16 protein-coding genes are annotated in these 18846 nt (G+C 57.6%); 5 read left to right on the top strand and 11 right to left on the bottom strand.

Annotated elements, in window-relative coordinates:
- Positions 1–138: 138 nt before the first annotated feature.
- From yeiB to ACWKX3_RS01545, 3 genes are all read right to left on the bottom strand, one after another.
- Positions 139–1296: a DUF418 domain-containing protein YeiB gene (gene yeiB / locus ACWKX3_RS01555; protein ID WP_454541161.1), complete on the bottom strand. Its 1158-nt coding sequence runs from the start codon at positions 1294–1296 to the stop codon at positions 139–141.
- A gap of 18 nt (positions 1297–1314) precedes the next feature.
- Complete coding sequence (folE, locus tag ACWKX3_RS01550; protein ID WP_042320272.1) at positions 1315–1983, bottom strand: GTP cyclohydrolase I FolE; 669 nt, start codon at positions 1981–1983, stop codon at positions 1315–1317.
- Positions 1984–2086: 103 nt separating this feature from the next.
- Positions 2087–3235: a YbfB/YjiJ family MFS transporter gene (locus ACWKX3_RS01545; RefSeq protein WP_137272328.1), complete on the bottom strand. Its 1149-nt coding sequence runs from the start codon at positions 3233–3235 to the stop codon at positions 2087–2089.
- 137 nt (positions 3236–3372) lie between these two features.
- On the opposite strand from ACWKX3_RS01545, the gene fghA reads away from it, so the two are divergent.
- Positions 3373–4200: an S-formylglutathione hydrolase gene (gene fghA / locus ACWKX3_RS01540; protein WP_454541160.1), complete on the top strand. Its 828-nt coding sequence runs from the start codon at positions 3373–3375 to the stop codon at positions 4198–4200.
- A gap of 101 nt (positions 4201–4301) precedes the next feature.
- Here fghA and cirA read toward each other — a convergent pair whose 3' ends face one another.
- The 3 genes from cirA to yieE form a co-directional block, all read right to left on the bottom strand.
- Positions 4302–6272, bottom strand: a complete 1971-nt coding sequence (gene cirA, locus ACWKX3_RS01535; protein ID WP_058609831.1) for a catecholate siderophore receptor CirA — start codon at positions 6270–6272, stop codon at positions 4302–4304.
- A 227-nt stretch (positions 6273–6499) separates the two neighbouring features.
- Positions 6500–7969: an amino acid permease gene (locus ACWKX3_RS01530; RefSeq protein WP_153688093.1), complete on the bottom strand. Its 1470-nt coding sequence runs from the start codon at positions 7967–7969 to the stop codon at positions 6500–6502.
- Positions 7970–8149: 180 nt separating this feature from the next.
- Positions 8150–9016, bottom strand: a complete 867-nt coding sequence (yieE, locus tag ACWKX3_RS01525; protein ID WP_006176427.1) for a DNA-binding transcriptional regulator YeiE — start codon at positions 9014–9016, stop codon at positions 8150–8152.
- A gap of 97 nt (positions 9017–9113) precedes the next feature.
- Here yieE and ACWKX3_RS01520 point away from each other — a divergent pair, with 97 nt between their 5' ends.
- Together ACWKX3_RS01520 and nfo are read left to right on the top strand one after the other, a co-directional pair.
- A complete protein-coding gene (locus tag ACWKX3_RS01520) occupies positions 9114–10160 on the top strand; it encodes a YeiH family protein (RefSeq protein WP_454541159.1) in 1047 nt (348 codons plus the stop codon).
- Positions 10161–10224: 64 nt separating this feature from the next.
- Positions 10225–11082, top strand: a complete 858-nt coding sequence (nfo, locus tag ACWKX3_RS01515; protein WP_006176429.1) for a deoxyribonuclease IV — start codon at positions 10225–10227, stop codon at positions 11080–11082.
- Positions 11083–11129: 47 nt separating this feature from the next.
- Here the strand turns inward: nfo and fruA are convergent, their stop codons facing one another.
- The 3 genes from fruA to fruB are packed head-to-tail and all read right to left on the bottom strand — an operon-like array spanning position 11130 to position 14900.
- Complete coding sequence (gene fruA, locus ACWKX3_RS01510) at positions 11130–12815, bottom strand: PTS fructose transporter subunit IIBC (RefSeq protein WP_313827100.1); 1686 nt, start codon at positions 12813–12815, stop codon at positions 11130–11132.
- Between the two features lie 16 nt (positions 12816–12831).
- Positions 12832–13770, bottom strand: coding sequence for a 1-phosphofructokinase (fruK, locus tag ACWKX3_RS01505; RefSeq protein WP_006176431.1), 939 nt, complete (start codon positions 13768–13770; stop codon positions 12832–12834).
- Positions 13770–14900, bottom strand: coding sequence for a fused PTS fructose transporter subunit IIA/HPr protein (gene fruB / locus ACWKX3_RS01500; protein WP_454541158.1), 1131 nt, complete (start codon positions 14898–14900; stop codon positions 13770–13772). Before fruB ends, fruK begins: the two co-directional genes overlap by 1 nt.
- Positions 14901–15253: 353 nt before the next feature.
- Here fruB and setB point away from each other — a divergent pair, with 353 nt between their 5' ends.
- On the top strand, positions 15254–16435 hold the full coding sequence (gene setB / locus ACWKX3_RS01495; RefSeq protein WP_102890465.1) for a sugar efflux transporter SetB: 1182 nt from the start codon (positions 15254–15256) through the stop codon (positions 16433–16435).
- Here setB and ACWKX3_RS01490 read toward each other — a convergent pair.
- Complete coding sequence (locus ACWKX3_RS01490) at positions 16432–16686, bottom strand: YkgJ family cysteine cluster protein (RefSeq protein WP_454541157.1); 255 nt, start codon at positions 16684–16686, stop codon at positions 16432–16434. The genes setB and ACWKX3_RS01490 overlap by 4 nt on opposite strands.
- 163 nt (positions 16687–16849) lie before the next feature.
- Here ACWKX3_RS01490 and yeiP point away from each other — a divergent pair, with 163 nt between their 5' ends.
- The gene (gene yeiP / locus ACWKX3_RS01485) at positions 16850–17422 is read left to right on the top strand and encodes an elongation factor P-like protein YeiP (protein WP_006176435.1); all 573 of its coding nucleotides are present in this window, start codon (positions 16850–16852) and stop codon (positions 17420–17422) included.
- Positions 17423–17539: 117 nt separating this feature from the next.
- Here the strand turns inward: yeiP and uxuA are convergent, their stop codons facing one another.
- Positions 17540–18730 (bottom strand): mannonate dehydratase, encoded by a 1191-nt coding sequence (gene uxuA / locus ACWKX3_RS01480; protein WP_058609836.1) that lies wholly within the window; start codon positions 18728–18730, stop codon positions 17540–17542.
- Positions 18731–18846 lie beyond the last annotated feature (116 nt).

Here is an 18846-nt window from a genome sequence, read left to right as displayed (position 1 = left end):
GGATTGCAGCAACTCACAGACACCCCCTGTGTTTAGCAAGGAGGCTATTCTGGCAGCGAGCGGAAGGGGACTACGTGAAGAAGGTCACACAGATGAAAACGCTTACATCCGTTTTGTTAATGATTGTGATCCAGATCGTTATCTGGTTGTATTACTCAATGATACACCCGACGCAAGTGCGGTTAATTGACGCCATCCCCACTCCAGCGGTCCCTGGCGGAAATAGCGCAGCCAGATAACGGAAAACGCCAGGTTCACGGCCCAGACCGGAATAACGAATGCCAGGAGCGTCAGCCGGTCGAATTTCATAAACAGGCCAAATCGATAGAACAGCGTGGTGCAAATCAGCGTCTGAAGGAGGTAGTTGCTGAGCGCCATGCGGCCTACGCAGGCCACGGCGCTGACGATCCACAGCCGGCTAAGCTGTGGCCAGAAACCGTAGATCAGCGCCGCATAGCCGATGGTCTGAAACGGCGCGCTCAGCTCACGTGGAGCCTGAAGCAGGAAGGCACACCAGCGGTAGTTCCACGACAGATGCCACTGCATCACGACCGCCGGGAGATTGATCAGCAGGCCAAGCAGCACCAGCCCTGCCCCTGTCAGACGATAATGACGTGGGCTGAATTCGCCTTTCAGCCAGCCGGTGCGCATCAGCGACGCGCCCATCAGCATCATTCCCGCCAGCTGCCAGCCGTACTGCGCGCCCAGCGCAATGAGATTGTCGCCCAACATATCCGCGCGATTGCTTATCGCCTCGGTGCCGCCTTTAAGCTTCCAGAAATGTTCGTACTGAAGGTGAGCCGCGTCCGGGATCCATGCGCGGTTGGTTGAATCGCCCGAAATAAGGCCGAGCAGCACCAGCACGCCCAGCCCCATGACGTACAGCATCACGCCGGTGTTAAACAGGCTTTTGACGCTGGGCGCATCGCGAATCAAGCGCCAGCAGATTAGCCCCACCAGCCCGTACGCCAGCAGAATATCGCCGTCCCAGAAGAACAGCCCATGGATAAAACCGAGTATGACCAGCAGCGTCAGGCGCGCCTGGATCCAGCGCGTGCCGCGCCTGAGCAACAGCTGAAGGCCCGCGCCAAACAGCAGGGCAAACAGCGTCAGGAATTTGACCTGGGCGAAGAGATCGAGCACCGCCCAGGTCCAGGCATCGCTGCGAGCGATCTCGCCATACCAGGCCGGATTAAGATAGGCCGCCTTCGGCAAACCGAAGGCGTTAATATTGAGCAGCAGGATACCGAGAATGGCGACGCCGCGAACAAAATCGAGCGTGACGTTTCGCTCCATGGTTCCTGCCCTGCCTGATTAGTTGTGGTGACGCACGGCGCGCAGAAACTCCTGGCGGGTGTTCTGGCTGGATTTAAACAGGCCACCGAGCGAGGTGGTGGTGGTCGCGCTGGTGGCGTCACGTACGCCGCGCGCCTTAACGCAGTAATGCACCGCGTCGATAGAGACGGCCACGTTGTTGGTGCCCAGCAGGGTCTGCAGCGCGGTAAGGATCTGCTGCGTCAGACGCTCCTGCACCTGCGGGCGCTGGGAGAAGAACTGCACGATGCGGTTGATCTTGGACAGACCAATCACCGTGTCTTTCGGGATGTACGCCACGGTCGCCTTGCCGTCGATGGTTACGAAGTGGTGCTCGCAGGTGCTGGTCAGGGTGATGTCGCGCACCGTCACCATTTCATCAACCTTCATCTTATTTTCGATGACGGTGATTTTAGGGAAATTGGCGTAATCGAGGCCGGAGAAAATCTCGTCGACATACATCTTGGCAATGCGGTGCGGCGTTTCCATCAGACTGTCGTCGCTCAGGTCGAGATTCAGCAGTTGCATGATCTCGGTCATGTGCCCGGAAATCAGACGTTTGCGGGTTTCATTATCCAGCTCCTGAACCGGCGGGCGCAGTGGCGTTTCAAGACCGCGCGCAACCAGGGCTTCATGGACCAGGGCAGCTTCTTTACTGAGTGATGACATTTTTTTCTCCTGCAGGTGTGGCTTCCTTCTGCCCTCGTTGTGGCAAAAGTGTGCGCTCATTGTGCGTGAGGTGACGCACATAATCCAGTATTCACGATGATAATTATTGCAATTGCCGCTGCCTTTCGGCCTGACGGTTCCACACCAGCGCGCCGCCAATGAACAAGGCGACCCCGGCCAGCCCCAGCGCAGGCTCCAGCTGATGGGTCAGCCAGGTGGAAATAGCGGAGGTGACCGGACCAATCAATTGACCGATTGCATAGCCCGTGGTCAGCAGCCCCGCCATATAGCGCGTATGGTTCGGCGCCAGCTCGCGTCCATAGAGTAAGGAGAGCTGAACCGCACACAGGAAGCCGCCGCCCACCAGCAATCCGCCCATCAGCAGTCCGCTAAGTCCGGGTAACAGCCAGGCCGCCAGCACGCCTGCACCCTGCAGCCACAGGACGATGGCCAGCCTGCGGTTCGAGGTGGAGAAATGACGCAGGGCGATACTGAGCGCAATGCCCAGCACGGCGGCCGCACCAAACAGCGGCCAGACAAACTGCGCGAAGACGCTGCCGGGGAATCGCACGGCCGCCATTTGCGAGAGAAAGGTCGCTGGCAGGATGTAACCGAATCCCGCCAGGCTGTAGCTCCAGACCAGCCGTTTCAAATCCGTGGTCAACGTGAGTGGCTCAGGCGCCGTGCCGGGTCGATGGAGTTGACCCGCACGCGGCAGATACCGCGCCACCAGCGCGATAAGCACCAGCGCCAGCACGCCATAGATTTGCCAGGCCGCCCCTGCCGACAGCCCCTTCGCCTGAATATAGACCGCCAGCAGTCCGCTCAGGGCGATACCCGCCCCCGGCCCGGCGAAGACCGCCGCGCTCAGGCCCGGCTTTCCCAACTGGCCCAGACGCTCGTTGGTCCAGGCGGCAATCAGCACCATTGACCAGCCGCTCATGCAGCCGATAACAAAGCGCAGCAGTCCGTGGACGAGCGCATTATCCGCGGCGGCGGAAAGGAGCGTCAGCGCAACCGCGCCGGTCATACCCAACCAGAGACGCGTTTCCACGAAGCGATGGGCGCGCATGGCATCCCAGGCCCCTACCAGATAACCCAGGTAGTTCATCGCCGCCACCAGCCCCGCGCTGGTCAGCGTGAGTTGCCCGGCGGCAATCATCAGCGGCACCTGAGGCGTAAAGGCAAACCGCCCGATGCCCATGGCAACCACCAGAACCACAAATCCGCTGAGCGCGATACGCAGCGCCATGATCACTCCAGTTGTTAAAGAAAAGTAAATTTATGATGCAGTATCCCGCCGTGAAGCGGAAGTGAAAGTTACTCACAGGTCAATGAAAACTCTGTATTATGAGTTTGATGAATCGTTTTTCGTATAAGGAGCCCTGCATGGAACTGCTCGAAGAGCACCGTTGTTTTGAAGGTCGACAGCAGCGCTGGCGGCACGACTCCGCCGTTCTGAACTGTGCTATGACGTTCAGCATTTTTCTGCCACCGACGGAAAATCCCCCCGTTCTGTTCTGGCTGTCAGGCCTGACCTGCAACGACGAAAACTTCACCACCAAAGCCGGGGCGCAGCGGGTCGCCGCTGAGCTGGGTATTGCACTGGTCATGCCGGACACCAGCCCGCGCGGTGACGAGGTTGCCGACGATGCTGGCTACGATTTAGGCAAAGGCGCAGGCTTCTACCTCAATGCGACCCAACAACCCTGGGCGAACCATTACCGCATGTACGATTACATCCGCGATGAACTGCCCGCGTTGATTCAGGCAGAGTTTGCGGTGAGCGAGCGTTGTGCAATTAGCGGTCACTCGATGGGCGGCCACGGCGCGCTGATCATGGCGCTGAAAAATCCGGGGAAATACACCAGCGTGTCGGCATTTGCGCCGATTGTGAACCCTTCTCAGGTGCCGTGGGGGCAAAAAGCCTTTACGCACTACTTGGGTGAGGACGCTGAACAGTGGCAGGAATGGGACAGCTGTGCGCTGATGCTGGCGAGCGATTCGGCGGATGCGATCCCCACGCTCGTCGACCAGGGCGATGCGGATCAGTTCCTCGCCGGCCAGCTGCAGCCAGCGCTACTGGCAGAGGCCGCACGTCAGAAAAACTGGCCGCTGACCCTGCGCATTCAGCCGGGGTACGATCACAGCTATTACTTTATGGCATCCTTTATTGAGGATCATCTCCGCTTCCATGCGGCGCATTTAATGGGATAAGTGCGCCCTTTGTTGCCCGGTGGCGCTTCGCTTACCGGGCCTACAAATCCCTCGAATGTAGGCCCGGTAAGGCGCAGCCGCCACCCGGCATTAAAGCGACATCAGAACTTATAATCCACGCCCACAAAGTAGCGACGACCATCTTCCGTGTAGCTGTAGTCGTCACGGCTGAGGTCTTTATCCAGCAGGTTCTGCACGCCCGCGCGCAGCTTAACGGCTTTCGTTGCCTGCCATGACGCTCCCGTGTTCCACACGACATAGCCACCCGGCGTCGCGGCACCGCTGGTTAAGGCGCGTTTCTCGCCGGTATAGTTGCCCTGCACATAGAATGACCAGTCCTGCGTGGCTTTCCAGTCAACGGTTCCGTTTGCCGTATGGAACGGCAGCTCCGACAGCGGTTTGTTGCCGCCGTTGCTGATATCGCGGCCATCGTTATAGGTGTAGTTCAGCGTGACTTTCCAGTCTTCCGCCACCGGGAATTTCAGTTCGGTTTCCACACCCCGGATGCGCGCCTTGTTAACATTGTAATAGCGGAAAATAGGCTCGCCGTCGGCGTTCAGACCGACATAATTCGGGTAGCTTTGTGCCTGATCGACGTTAGCCGTACGGCTGATACTGATACGATCGTCTACGTCGTTCTGGAAGGTGGTGATGCTCGCCTGCACACCCTCTAACCAGCCCTCTTCCCCGCTATAATAGAGACCCAGTTCGAAACTTTCGCTGGTCTCAGGCTTCAGGTCCGGGTTACCGACGATCTCACACGCCCCGCGGCACGAGCCGGTGATCCAGTCCGGGCTAAGCTGCAGCAGAGACGGCGCTTTAAACGCGGTGGCCCAGCCGCCTTTCACCGTTACCGTATCCGTTGCGTTATAGACCAGATAGGCACGCGGGCTCCAGTGGTCGCCGTAGGTTTCGTGGTCATCCATACGGATACCGGTGGTCAGCGCCAGCGGCTCAAAGATGCGCCACTCGTCTTCCAGGAAGAGTGCGTACTGGCTTGCTGAGGTGTTGCTGCTGGAGCCGCCCGTGAGGTTGACCGGATCTTTCAGCTTGTCGTGACGCCACTCGCCGCCAAAGGTCAGCAACTGGTTAATTTCACCCAACGGCAGCACATATTTACCGTCAACAGCGTTGCTCTCGGAGGTAATCGCATTGGCGTTGCCGGGATTTTTGTTATCCACCTTCTCGCCATACACTTTCAGCTCGCTATTGCCCACGCCCCAGCGGCCATTGTGGCTCAGGGAGTAGTTCTGGCGCTCGAGGCGGTTTTTATCGAGAGAGTCGGAATCGCGATCCTGACGGTCGAAGCCGTAGCCCGCGGTGAAGTCGTGGTTCTCCGTCGGCGTCCAGGCAAATTCGACGTTGGCATCACGGCTGGTGAACCCTTCAATACGCGGGGTTTCACCGGTGGAAGAGGTAGAAGATGATTGCTGGTCGTCTTTTTCGCGTTTGGACAGGCTGCCGTAGGCTTTCAGCCCCAGCACACCGTCCACCAGTGGACCGCTGGTATAGAACTGACCGTTATAGGTATCACCGCGATCGCGATGTTCCTGTATCGTTGAATCCGCACTGAGGGTACCGGTCCATTTCTGGCCGATCTTTTTGGTGATGATGTTGACCACGCCGCCCAGCGCATCCGACCCGTAGAGCGAGGACATCGGCCCGCGCACCACTTCGATACGCTCAATGGCGTCTACAGGCACCCAGTTCAGGTCGAAATCGTTATGGCGGAACACCGCGTTACGCGAACTCACGCGCTTACCGTCGATCAGGATCAGCGTATAGCTGCTGTCCAGCCCACGAATGCTGACGCCTTTACGGTTATCCCCTTCGTTGGTGAGCTGCACGCCCGGCACATCCTGTAACACATCCTTCAGGTTCTGAACCGGCTTACGCTTCAAATCTTCCTGGGTAATCACGCTGATACTGGCGGGCGCATCCTTCAGGTTTTGCTCAGTAGCCGAGGCCGTGACAACCAGCGTGTCGCCGGATTCCGCCGCTACAACAGGCAGTGCCAGGGACATAGCGGACGCACAAAGGCCTCCCCTGACGATGGGATTCAACCTAAACATTCCATATCTCCATGAGGTGAACACAACTAAATCAATGAATTATTGCTCGCAATGCCCATCATGCCGCCCACGTCTGTGGCGGGTCGGCTGGCGCGTTATAATTTTTGATAACGATAAAGCAAACGATAACTATTATCAATTTAATTGTTAAAAATTATATCCGTTCTGCATACTGTGGAGATAAAAAAGCCCGCTCGAGTGAGCGGGCTGAAAGAGAGGAACTGCGGTTATTTTTTGAATCGTTCCGGGAAATCCATTTCGCTATAGCGAACGAAACGTGTGCCTTTCACCAGCTTGTAACCAAACCAGATCGCCAGGAACAGCGGAATGCCGATGTAGGTCGCCATCACGCCGCCCCAGTCAATGGTGTCAGACAGGAACGCCTCATAGTTCTGGCCAAGCGTAATGATCAGACACAGAACAAAGGCAAAAATCGGCCCCAGCGGGAAGAACCCTGAGCGGTACGGCAGGTCATTAATGTCGTGACCCTGCATCACGTAACCACGGCGGAAACGATAGTGGCTGATGGCAATCCCCAGCCAGGCGATAAAGCCGGTCATACCCGAGGTGTTGAGCAGCCACAGATAAACGGTCTGGTTACCGAACATCGAGGTCAGGAAGCAAAGGCCCGCGATTACCGTGGTTGCGTACAGCGCGTTACGCGGTACGCCGCCGCGAGAGAGTTTGGCGAAAATACGTGGCGCTTTACCGTCGCAGGCCAGGGTGTAGAGCATACGGGTAGAGGCGTACATACCGGAGTTACCCGCAGAGAGTACCGCGGTCAGGATAACGGCGTTCATCACCGCTGCCGCCGAGAGCAGGCCAGCATGCTGGAAGACCAGAGTGAACGGGCTAACGCTGATGTCTTTCACGTCATTACGCAGCAGGCTCGGATCGGTATAAGGAATGATCAGGCTGATAATCAAAATGGCGAACACATAGAACAGCAGGATACGCCAGAACACCTGGCGCACCGCGCGCGGAATGTTCTTCTCCGGATTTTCAGATTCACCGGCCGCGATGCCGATAAGCTCGGTTCCCTGGAAGGAGAAACCGACGATCATCGCCACGCCAATCATTGCCGAGAAGCCCCCGGCAAACGGCGCGTCGCCTATGGTCCAGTTGCTCCAGCCCGCCGGCTCTGTCCCTTTGAAAATGCCGACGATCATCGCCACACCGACGACGATAAAGATGATGACGGTCGCCACTTTGATCAGAGAGAACCAGTATTCCGCTTCACCGAAGCCGCGAACGGAGATGTAGTTCAGCAGGAAAATCACCGCCAGGAACAACGCACTCCAGATCCAGCCGGGCGTGTCCGGGAACCACCAGGTCATCACCAGCTGTGATGCCACCAGGTCAACGGCGATGGTTACCGCCCAGTTGTACCAGTAGTTCCAGCCCAGCGCGAAGCCGAAGCCTTCTTCAACATACTTTTGCCCGTAAGTGGAGAAGGAACCCGAGACCGGCATGTAAGCGGCCAGTTCGCCCAGACTGGTCATCAGGAAGTACACCATCAGGCCAATCAGGATATAAGAGAAGAGTGCCCCGCCCGGGCCTGCTGCCGAAATCGTTGCGCCAGAGGCAACGAAAAGACCTGTACCAATGGAGCCGCCAATGGCGATCATCGTCAGGTGACGCGCCTTGAGTTCGCGACGTAGCGCGGGCGCTTCTGTGGTTTTATTTTCTGAAACCATGTGAAAATGCTGTCCATTTATTAAATGAGGCGCGATTGTAGCAGACGATCCGCGTTCCTTCCGGCAGAAATACCCAGTTATAAGAGAGCTTCATGACGCGGCCAGGATTATAAGTAAAGCATAAAAACAGGGGCATAAAAGCGCGCCTGGCCCCGGTCAGCGAAGCGCCACCGGGGAGGGTTACATCTCGCAGTAGCGTAAAAAACGCTGCAACGAACTGGAAAGGTGTTTCTGACGATGATGGATGCACCACAGCGTGCGCACCAGTTTTGGCAGCGGAACAGGGATTTCAACCAGCGTACCCGCCTCAAGCTGTTCAGCAATCACCCGCCGCGAAAGACAGCTGATGCCCAGCCCGTGACGCACCGCATGTTTAATGGCTTCGGAATTTCCCAGCTCCATCCCCAGCTGAAACTGTGGCAGATGGGAGAGCAGCAGGTAATCCACGATTTCGCGCGTGCCGGACCCCTGCTCACGCAGGATCCACTGGGCCTGCGCCAGGCGCTCGAGCGTTACCTCGCCCTGTAATAACGACGAGGCTGGCGAAGCGAACACCACCAGCTCATCCTCCAGCCAGGGCTCAGCAATAATGTCGACGTTGTGGCACGGCCCTTCGATAAGACCAATGTCCACGCGAAAATCGATTACCGCGTTGATCACGTCCTGACTGTTGCCGACGCTCATCTCCAGCGGCAAGGCCGGGAAGTCGCGGCGGTAGCGGGCAATGACCTCGGGCAGAATGTAGTTGCCGATGGTGCTGCTGGCGTAAACGCGGATCGCGCCGTTGTCCTCGCGGAACAGCTGTTCGATTTCCGTCGCCTGCTCCAGCAGCGCCAGCGCGCGCGGATATAAAAGCCGACCGTGTTCGTTCACCACCAGCCGCTTCCCTACCCTATCGAAAAGCTGAACGCCCAGCTGCCCTTCGAGGTCGGTTAACGCAGCGCTGACGGCAGACTGCGAAAGCGACAGCATTTGCGACGCCTGCGTCGTCGAGCCGCTTTTCAGCACTTCCGCAAACACTTCCAGCTGACGCAAAGTAATGTGCATGGTTGCTTACCACTTATAAAGATTGATTATAAATATATAATCAATTTTATTTTTAAGCCAGAGCGCCGTAACCTTTAGCCAGACAAAGGAGAAGGTTATGTCAGAAATCACCTTACAGCATCATCGTACATTGTGGCACTTCGTGCCGGGTCTTGCGCTCAGTGCCGTCATTACCGGCGTGGCGCTCTGGGGCGGCAGCATTCCGGCGGTGGCGGGCGCAGGCTTCAGCGCCTTAACGCTGGCCATTTTAATTGGCATGGTCGTCGGGAATACCGTTTATCCGCACATCTGGAAATCCTGCGACGGTGGGGTTATTTTCGCCAAGCAGCATCTTCTGCGACTCGGGATTATTCTCTACGGCTTTCGCCTCACGTTTTCCCAGATTGCGGACGTGGGCGTGAGCGGCATCGTCATTGATGTCCTGACGCTGAGCAGCACCTTCTTGCTGGCGTGCTTTATCGGCCAGAAGATCTTCGGGCTGGATAAGCAAACCAGCTGGCTGATTGGCGCGGGCAGCAGCATCTGCGGCGCAGCAGCGGTGCTGGCAACGGAGCCGGTGGTGAAAGCAGAGGCCAGTAAAGTCACCGTCGCGGTGGCAACGGTCGTGATCTTCGGTACCCTGGCGATTTTCCTTTACCCGGCCATGTACCCGCTGCTGGTGCACTGGTTTAGCCCTGAAACCTACGGTATCTACATCGGCTCGACCATGCATGAAGTGGCGCAGGTTGTCGCGGCGGGTCACGCCATTAACCCGGATGCGGAAAACGCTGCGGTGATCGCCAAAATGCTGCGCGTGATGATGCTGGCTCCGTTCCTGATTTTCCTGGCCGCACGCGTTAAACAGCTGACGCCCGCTGATGGCAACCAGAAGAGTAAAATCACGATCCCGTGGTTTGCGATCCTGTTCATCGTGGTGGCGATCTTTAACTCGTTCCATCTGCTGCCAAAAGCCGTGGTGGATATGCTGGTGACGCTCGATACCGTGCTGCTGGCAATGGCGATGGCGGCGCTGGGGGTTACCACCCACGTCAGCGCGCTGAAAAAAGCCGGGGCAAAACCGCTGCTGATGGCGCTGGTGCTGTTCATCTGGCTGATTGTTGGCGGTGGCGCGATTAACCTCGCGGTACACAGCCTGATGGCATAAACCACTACATCCTTCCCCTGTTAACCCGTTATCATACGCATTTCGGGTTAACAGGAATTCCCTTATGAAATATGTTGGAGCGCACGTTAGCGCTGCAGGCGGCCTGGCGAATGCCGCCATTCGCGCCGCAGAAATCGAGGCGACCGCTTTCGCCCTGTTCACCAAGAACCAGCGCCAGTGGCGTGCCGCACCGCTGACCACCGAAATAATTGATGATTTCAAAGCCGCCTGCGAGAAATATCACTTCGGGCCGGGCCAGATCCTTCCCCACGACAGCTACCTCATTAACCTCGGCCATCCGGTTGAAGAGGCGCTGGAGAAATCCCGTGAAGCCTTCCTCGATGAAGTTCAGCGCTGCGAACAGCTCGGGCTGACGCTGCTGAATTTCCATCCGGGTAGCCATCTGAAGCAAATTGATGAAGACGCTTGTCTGGCGCGCATCGCTGAATCCATCAACATTACGCTGGACAAGACGCAGGGCGTGACGGCGGTAATTGAAAACACCGCCGGTCAGGGCAGCAACCTTGGCTTTAAGTTTGAACATCTGGCGGCGATTATCGACGGCGTGGAAGACAAAACCCGCGTGGGCGTGTGCATCGATACCTGCCACGCCTTTGCGGCGGGTTACGATCTGCGTACCACCGAGGCGTGTCAGCACACCTTCGATGAGTTCGAGCGCATCGTCGGCTTTCAGTACCTGCGCGGCATGCACTTAAACGATGCCAAAAGCGCCTTCGGCAGCCGGGTCGACCGTCACCACAGCCTGGGCGAAGGGAACATCGGTCACGATGCGTTCCGCTTTATCATGCAGGACCCGCGCTTCGACGGGATCCCGATGGTGCTGGAAACCATCAATCCCGATATCTGGGTCGAAGAGATTGCCTGGCTGAAAGCGCAGCAAACCGCCGAACAGGCGGCATAAAAAAAGCCGGGTGCTCATGCAACCCGGCTTTTTTTTCATCTTACTGCTTATGCCGCTTTGGCTACGGCTTCAGCTTCCGGGCGTTTCAGCACGGCGTAAGAGAGGCCCGCCACCAGCGTACCGGCGACGATCGCCAGCAGATAGCCCAGCACCGGGGTGATTGCGCCAGGGATCAGCAGCACGAACAGACCGCCGTGCGGTGCCATCAGCTTCGCACCCACCGCCATTGAGATAGCGCCGGTCACCGCGCCACCGACGATGCAGCAAGGCAGCACGCGCATTGGATCACGCGCGGCGAACGGAATCGCCCCTTCGGTGATGAAGCACAGCCCCAGCACCAGCGCGGCTTTACCGCCTTCCTGCTGTGCTTTGTCGAACTTACGACGCGCGATGATTGTCGCCAGTCCAAGCGCCAGCGGTGGCACCATACCTGCCGCCATGATCGCCGCCATTGGCGCGTAGGTCTGGGTACTCAGCAGGCCAACGCCAAAGGCATAGGCCGCTTTGTTCACCGGACCGCCCATGTCGGTACACATCATGCCACCGAGGATCGCACCCAGCAGAACGGCGTTCGCCGTCCCCATGGTTTGCAGCCAGTGGGTCAGCCCTTCCAGGATGCCCGCAACCGGTTTACCAATCAGGTAAATCATCGCCAGACCGACCACCAGGCTGGAGATCAGCGGGATGATCAGGATCGGTTTCAGCGCTTCCATGCTCTGCGGCAATTTCAGCTTCGAGCTGATAAGCTTCGCGACGTAACCCGCCAGGAAGCCCGCAATGATACCGCCGATAAAGCCGGAACCGGTGCTCACGGCGAGCATACCGCCGATAAGACCTGGGGTCAGACCCGGACGGTCAGCAATGGAGAAGGCAATAAAGCCTGCCAGCACCGGCACCATCAGCGCGAAGGCTGAGCCGCCACCAATCTGCATCAGCGCCGCGGCCAGGGTGCCCTGCTCCTTAAACGCTTCAATACCAAACGCGAAGGAAAGCGCAATACACAGACCGCCCGCAACAACCATCGGCAGCATGTAGGAGACGCCGGTCAGCAGGTGGCGATACGCGCCCGCAGACTCTTTTTTCCCTTCTGTAGCGGTTTTCGCCGCGCCGGTTGCCTGATACGGCTTAGCTTCCGCCAGTGCTTTATCAAACTCCTGAGCGGTCTTTTTCAGCGCCAGGCCGGTCGAGGTGCGGTACATCGGCTTACCGGCGAACTTCGCCAGATCCACTTCGATATCCGCCGCGACGATCACCAGATCCGCCTCAGCCACCTCTTCCGCCGTAATAGGGTTGCCCGCGCCAACGGAACCGCGGGTTTCAACCTTCACCCACCAGCCGCGTTTTTTCGCTTCGGTTTCAATGGCTTCAGCCGCCATAAAGGTGTGCGCCACGCCCGTCGGGCAGGCCGTCACGGCAACAATACGTTTCGGGCCGGACGCCGCAACCGGCGCTTCAGCAACAGGTGCGCTGTACACCGTTGCGTGGCTTTTTGCCTCGCTCAGGAACAGTTCAGGATGCGCCACCGCGCGATTGATATCGCCCAGCCATACTTTTTTGCCGTTCAGCGCGCTGTCCGCCGGGATGCTGTCGCCCAGCACAATCGCCAGTTCGGCATCGCCCGGGTTGTCGATAATATCCAGATGTGCTTTGTGAGCCGCCGCGCCCAGCAGCGTCTTCGCCATATAGGCGCGAGCCTGTCCGAGTCCGGAGTCAATAATCAGCAGCGTTTTCATTATTCCTCTCCTGCTGTTAGTTAAAAGGTTTTAAGTCAACGCGCGCCATCATCGCGGCCAACTGGGTACGATCGGTAATGCCGACGTTGCTCTGGCTGACGGCCAGGGCGGCAACGGCAGTGGCAAGACGTAACGTATGCTCGCTGGATTCACGCATCAGCAGGCCGTAAATCAGGCCGCCAACCATCGAATCCCCTGCGCCGACGGTGCTGACTACCTCAACCGACGGTGGTTTGGCGATCCATTCGCCCGAGGCGTTCACCCACAGTGCGCCTTCCGCACCGAGAGAGATCACCACGTGCGCAATACCTTGCTCACGCAGGGCATGGGCAGCTTCAATCACATCTTTTAATTCTGGCAGCTTGCGGCCTGCCCAGATCTCCAGCTCGCGGCGGTTAGGTTTCACCAGCCATGGCGAGGCCTTGAGGCCGGCTACCAGGGCGTCACGGCTGCTGTCGAAGATAATGCACGGACACTGGCTGCGCAGGCGCGTCATCCAGTCGGTGAAGGCTTCCGGGCTGACGCCTGACGGCAGGCTGCCGCTGACGCAAACCATGTCAAACTGACCGAGCCAGGTCAGCGAATCGTTAACGAAACGCTCCCAGTCCGATGGCGTAACCTCGAAACCGGAGAAGTTCAGATCGGTCACTTCACCGTCTTTTTCCGTCAGCTTAACGTTGATGCGGGTACGGCCCTGAACGACCTGGAAACGGTTCGCAATGCCCAGTTCGCTGAACAACTGCTGAAAACCGTCCTGGTTGTCTTTACCGAGGAAACCGCCCACGGTGACGTCGATACCCAGATCCTTAAGAACCTTGGCGACGTTAATGCCTTTCCCTGCTGCATGCAGGCCCGTTGTGCGGACGAGGTTAACTTCGCCGCGCTCGATTTCCGGGCAGAAGCCCACCAGATCGTAAGCCGGGTTGAGGGTAATCGTAGCAACACGTCTGCTCATTATGCGCCCTCCCCCAGACCTGCCGCGATGGCGTCGCCAATAGCTTTCAGCGCCTGTTCAGCATCCGCACCCTGCGCGGTGAAACGCAGGCGGTGGCCTTTCTTCACGCCCAGCGCGACAACTTTCATCAGGCTGCGGCCATTCGCCGGTTTACCTGAACCGTCGAGGTTGGTCACGGTGATGTCACTTTCGAACTGTTTCACCGTATTCACCAGCATGGTGCCCGGGCGGGCATGCAGGCCGTGTTCATTACGTACCACAAACTCAGCGCTCAGCACGTCATCCGTCGGCACGTCGTCGCTGGTCAGCAGCGCCAGCACGGTGGCGGCATCGGCGTTCAGCAGTTTTTCAGCTTTATTGTTCAGGAGCAGATCGCCCAGGCGCTTCAGCACGGAAACCGGCTGTTCATCGGCCATGGCGACGGTGACGAGCATCGCAGCGCGTTCACCTTCTACCTCGAAAGCGGTGGCCGCGCGGCTAACGGCAATCGCGCTGCGCAGGTTGCCTTCAGCACTGTCGTTCAGCCAGATGCCCTGACCGAGATTCAGCGGTTTGTCGTTAATGACGCGCGTCACGAAGGCAGTATCAGCGGCACCGGCCTCTTTCAGGCGACCGGCGTTCAGCGCCTGCAGCGTCACCAGATCGCTTGTGGCAACGTCCAGGGTCAGCGTTTCGTTGTCCAGCTTCAGCGCTTCGCTCTGTTTTTCACCCATCAGCAGGGCGCGCAGCTCTTCGGCGGTGGTAACAGATTTCAGCTGTTCAGCAACGGCGTCATCGCTTAACACGTGCGTCAGCTGACGCAGCAAGCCCAGGTGTTCATCACTGCTCGCGGCGATACCGATGGCGACATAAGCCACCTGGCCGTCACCCCAGACGACGCCCTGCGGAAACTGATAAACCTGAACGCCGGTTTTCAGTACCTGGTCGCGGGTATCCGTTGTACCGTGCGGAATGGCAATGCCGTTGCCGAGGAAGGTAGACGTCTGCTGCTCGCGCGCCAGCATGCCATCAACGTAGCCTTCCGCGACGTTGCCTGCCTGTACGAGCGCGGCGGCAATCTGGCGAATGGCCTCTTCTTTATTCCCGGCCTGTTCGCCCGGGTGAATATCCTGAACAGATAACTGGAACATGGTTCTCCTCTCCTGCTGAACTTGAATCGTTTCAGCCTTAATGAGAAAAAATGCGCTAACCTGCTCCGTCAGTTCAAACAAGATAGCGCTGAAACGTTTCAAGAATTCTTGCCTTTTTCTTGAGAATGTTGCAAGAAAAGTTACATTCCGTATAACAGAATTTAGAGATGCCGCACATTTCTGTTGCAGCGAGCCGTTTTGCTGACGTTCAGCAAACGGCGTCAGCAGCTTCAGCTGAACGACTAAAATGAAATGCTATTTTGATTTTTTGTGGCGAAATTGACGGCACCCACTGTTTATTTTATGACGGGCGGCGTAAACTCCGCGGTTTTGTCATTCTCTGATTATAAAACATGCATAACACCCCCGCTGCCGCCTCACCAAAGCCCTTTGATTTGACGTCAACGGCGTTTCTGATTGTCGCTTTCCTCACCGGTATCGCGGGGGCATTACAAACGCCCACGCTGAGCCTGTTTTTAACGAACGAGGTTCATGCCCGCCCGGCGATGGTTGGCTTCTTCTTTACCGGCAGCGCCATTATCGGGATCCTCGTCAGCCAGTTTCTTGCTGGCCGCTCTGACCGTAAAGGCGATCGCAAAAGCCTGATTGTGTTCTGCTGCCTGCTGGGTGTGTTCGCCTGCGTGCTGTTCGCCTGGAACCGAAACTACTTCGTTCTGCTGTTTGTCGGCGTATTCCTGAGCAGCTTTGGCTCCACCGCCAACCCGCAGATGTTCGCCCTTGCCCGCGAGCACGCCGATCGCACCGGGCGCGAAGCGGTCATGTTCAGCTCCATTCTGCGTGCCCAGGTCTCCCTGGCATGGGTGATTGGCCCGCCGCTGGCGTATGCGCTGGCGATGGGTTTTGGTTTTACGGTGATGTACCTGAGCGCCGCCGTGGCGTTTGTGGTGTGCGGCGCAATGGTATGGTTTTTCCTGCCGTCGATGCGCAAAGAACCAAAAGTCACGACCGGCGTGCTGGAAGCGCCGCGCCGCAATCGTCGTGACGCGTTGCTGTTATTCATCATTTGTATGCTGATGTGGGGAACCAACAGTCTCTACATTATTAATATGCCGCTGTTTATTATTGACGAGCTGCACCTGCCGGAGAAACTGGCGGGCATAATGATGGGTACCGCGGCAGGTCTGGAGATCCCGACCATGCTCATCGCCGGTTATTATGCGAAGCGCTTCGGAAAGCGCTTTTTGATGCGCATTGCGGCCGTCGCCGGGCTGCTGTTCTATATCGGCATGCTGACGGTGCATAGCCCGGCGCTGCTGCTGGCGTTACAGCTGCTGAACGCGATTTACATCGGGATCCTGGCGGGCATCGGGATGCTCTACTTCCAGGATCTGATGCCCGGACAGGCAGGCGCAGCCACCACCCTTTATACTAATACCACCCGCGTGGGCTGGATTATTGCCGGCTCCATGGCCGGGATCGTGGCGGAAATCTGGAATTATCACACGGTGTTCTGGATTGCGCTGGTGATGTGCGTCGTGACCATCGGGTGTCTGACGCGCATTAAAGACGTTTAGGGCGCGGTGAGGCTCTCCAGCTCAAGCAGCCAGGTCATGGCCTGTTCGCGCGTGCTGCCGCACATTCCGGCACTGGGCTGAAGCCCGGCGCACACCTTCGGGCGCAAAGGCGAACTAAAGATCATGCACAGATTGGACTCAGAGAGCTGAACGCAGCGCATGTTTGCCGGCTTGCCCTGCGGCATGCCGGGTATGGGGCTTGAGATGGACGGTGCGGTACAGCACGCGCCACAGTCCGGACGACAATCCATAAAGGCTCTCTGTGGGTAGAAATGCCCGCGCAGTCGGGCATCGGGCGCACAGTAACACCTTTTGTGTATTGATAGCAAAAGCCGCGAATTCCTCTTGCCTGAAAGGGCGCGCGCGAGTAATTTGGCGCGATATTTTTTACCTCCCGTAAACAGGATTACTGCAATGCCAAGAGCGAACGAAATTAAGAAAGGTATGGTACTGAATTACAACGGCAAACTGCTGATTGTGAAAGATATCGATATTCAGGCCCCGAGCGCCCGCGGTGCTGCAACGCTGTATAAGATGCGTTTCGCCGACGTGCGTACCGGCCTGAAGGTTGAAGAGCGCTTCAAAGGCGACGATATCGTGGATACCGTGACCCTGACCCGTCGCTACGTTGATTTCTCCTATATCGACGGCAACGAATACGTGTTCATGGATAAAGAAGACTATACGCCGTATATCTTCACCAAAGATCAGATCGAAGAAGAGCTGCTGTTCATTCCTGAAGGTGGGATGCCGGACATGCAGGTGCTGACCTGGGATGGCGTGCTGCTGGCGCTGGAACTGCCGCAAACCGTCGACCTGGAAATTGTCGATACGGCACCGGGTATCAAAGGCGCGTCCGCGAGCGCCCGTAACAAACCGGCAACGCTGACGACCGGCCTGGTTGTTCAGGTGCCTGAGTACCTCTCAGCAGGCGAGAAAATCCGCATCCATATCGAAGAAAAACGCTATATGGGTCGTGCTGACTGATTGCCGCATTTGTCGGGTGGCGGCTTCGCCTGACCCGACCTGCAAAAACTAAAAAACCGGCTCTCAGGCCGGTTTTTTGTAGGCCCGGTAAGCGGTAGCGCCACCGGGCAACAGAGCTTACAGCAGCTCCGGATACTTCGTCATCTTCAGCGCCAGCTCAACGCCGCGCACTTCCGCCATCCCTTTCAGGCGACCAATCGCCGAGTAGCCCGGGTTGGTTTTCTTGCGTAAATCATCCAGCATCTGATGCCCGTGATCCGGACGGAACGGAATTGGACGCACATCGCCCGCCTGCTTACGGCGAACTTCCTGCGCCAGGATCGCATCCACCACCGCCACCATATTCACGTCGCCGCCCAGGTGCGCCGCTTCGTGGAAGGTTTTCGGGTTCTCTTCCCGGCAGGTAGCGCGAAGGTGGGTGAAGTGGATCCGATCGCCAAAGGTCTCGATCATCTGCACCAGGTCGTTATCCGCGCGCACGCCGTAGGAGCCGGTGCACATGGTAAAGCCGTTATAGATGCTGTCGACCGTCTCTTTCAGCCACTGCATATCCTCGATTGTCGAGACAATACGCGGCAGGCCGAGGATGGGACGCGGAGGATCGTCAGGATGGATAGCCAGACGCACTTTCACCTCTTCTGCGACCGGGACAATGGCGCGCAGGAAGTGGGCCATGTTGTCGCGCAGCTGGTTTTTATCGATATTACCGTACTCGGCCAGACGCGCGCGGAACTGATCCAGGGTGTACCCCTCTTCGGCCCCCGGCAGACCGGCAATGATATTGCGCGTCAGTTTTTCGATATCAGCTTCGCTGGCGGCATCAAACCACTGCTTCGCCTGCTCCTGCTCTTCGGCGGTGTAATCCGCCTGGGCACCAGAACGTTTCAGGATGTGCAGCTCAAATGCCGCAAAGGCAATCTGGTCAAAGCGCAGCGCTTTAGAGCCGTCTGCCATCTGGTATTCCAGATCGGTACGCGTCCAGTCCAGAATAGGCATAAAGTTATAGCAAACGGTATCAATCCCGCAGGCGGCGAGGTTACGAATGCTCTGCTGATAGTTGGCAATCCAGGTGTCGCACTCGCCGGAACGGGTTTTGATCTCTTCATGCACCGGAATGCTTTCGACCACGGACCAGGTTAAGCCCTTTTCCGCCAGCAGCGCCTGGCGCTGTTTAATTTCGTCAACCGGCCACACCTGGCCGTTGGGAATGTGGTGCAGTGCCGTCACGACGCCCGTCGCGCCTGCCTGACGCACATCATCAAGCGAAACCGGATCGTTCGGTCCGTACCAACGCCAGGTTTGTTCCATCGTCCCACCCCTTAAAGTTGTTATACCAATATGAATGACTTTGTTGACGACTACCATACATGTTTAATCATGAGGGTCAATATAGCCCACGGCATTGATTGATCAAACTCACATAA

It is taken from the genome of Enterobacter sp. UPMP2052 (assembly GCF_053709675.1).
This window is presented reverse-complemented; position numbering and strand designations above follow the sequence as displayed.

Coding starts and splice junctions, on each gene's coding strand:
- yeiB (WP_454541161.1), bottom strand. CDS start 1,296: ATGGAGCGAAACGTCACGCTCGATTTTGTTCGCGGCGTCGCCATTCTC.
- folE (WP_042320272.1), bottom strand. CDS start 1,983: ATGTCATCACTCAGTAAAGAAGCTGCCCTGGTCCATGAAGCCCTGGTT.
- ACWKX3_RS01545 (WP_137272328.1), bottom strand. CDS start 3,235: ATGGCGCTGCGTATCGCGCTCAGCGGATTTGTGGTTCTGGTGGTTGCC.
- fghA (WP_454541160.1), top strand. CDS start 3,373: ATGGAACTGCTCGAAGAGCACCGTTGTTTTGAAGGTCGACAGCAGCGC.
- cirA (WP_058609831.1), bottom strand. CDS start 6,272: ATGTTTAGGTTGAATCCCATCGTCAGGGGAGGCCTTTGTGCGTCCGCT.
- ACWKX3_RS01530 (WP_153688093.1), bottom strand. CDS start 7,969: ATGGTTTCAGAAAATAAAACCACAGAAGCGCCCGCGCTACGTCGCGAA.
- yieE (WP_006176427.1), bottom strand. CDS start 9,016: ATGCACATTACTTTGCGTCAGCTGGAAGTGTTTGCGGAAGTGCTGAAA.
- ACWKX3_RS01520 (WP_454541159.1), top strand. CDS start 9,114: ATGTCAGAAATCACCTTACAGCATCATCGTACATTGTGGCACTTCGTG.
- nfo (WP_006176429.1), top strand. CDS start 10,225: ATGAAATATGTTGGAGCGCACGTTAGCGCTGCAGGCGGCCTGGCGAAT.
- fruA (WP_313827100.1), bottom strand. CDS start 12,815: ATGAAAACGCTGCTGATTATTGACTCCGGACTCGGACAGGCTCGCGCC.
- fruK (WP_006176431.1), bottom strand. CDS start 13,770: ATGAGCAGACGTGTTGCTACGATTACCCTCAACCCGGCTTACGATCTG.
- fruB (WP_454541158.1), bottom strand. CDS start 14,900: ATGTTCCAGTTATCTGTTCAGGATATTCACCCGGGCGAACAGGCCGGG.
- setB (WP_102890465.1), top strand. CDS start 15,254: ATGCATAACACCCCCGCTGCCGCCTCACCAAAGCCCTTTGATTTGACG.
- ACWKX3_RS01490 (WP_454541157.1), bottom strand. CDS start 16,686: ATGGATTGTCGTCCGGACTGTGGCGCGTGCTGTACCGCACCGTCCATC.
- yeiP (WP_006176435.1), top strand. CDS start 16,850: ATGCCAAGAGCGAACGAAATTAAGAAAGGTATGGTACTGAATTACAAC.
- uxuA (WP_058609836.1), bottom strand. CDS start 18,730: ATGGAACAAACCTGGCGTTGGTACGGACCGAACGATCCGGTTTCGCTT.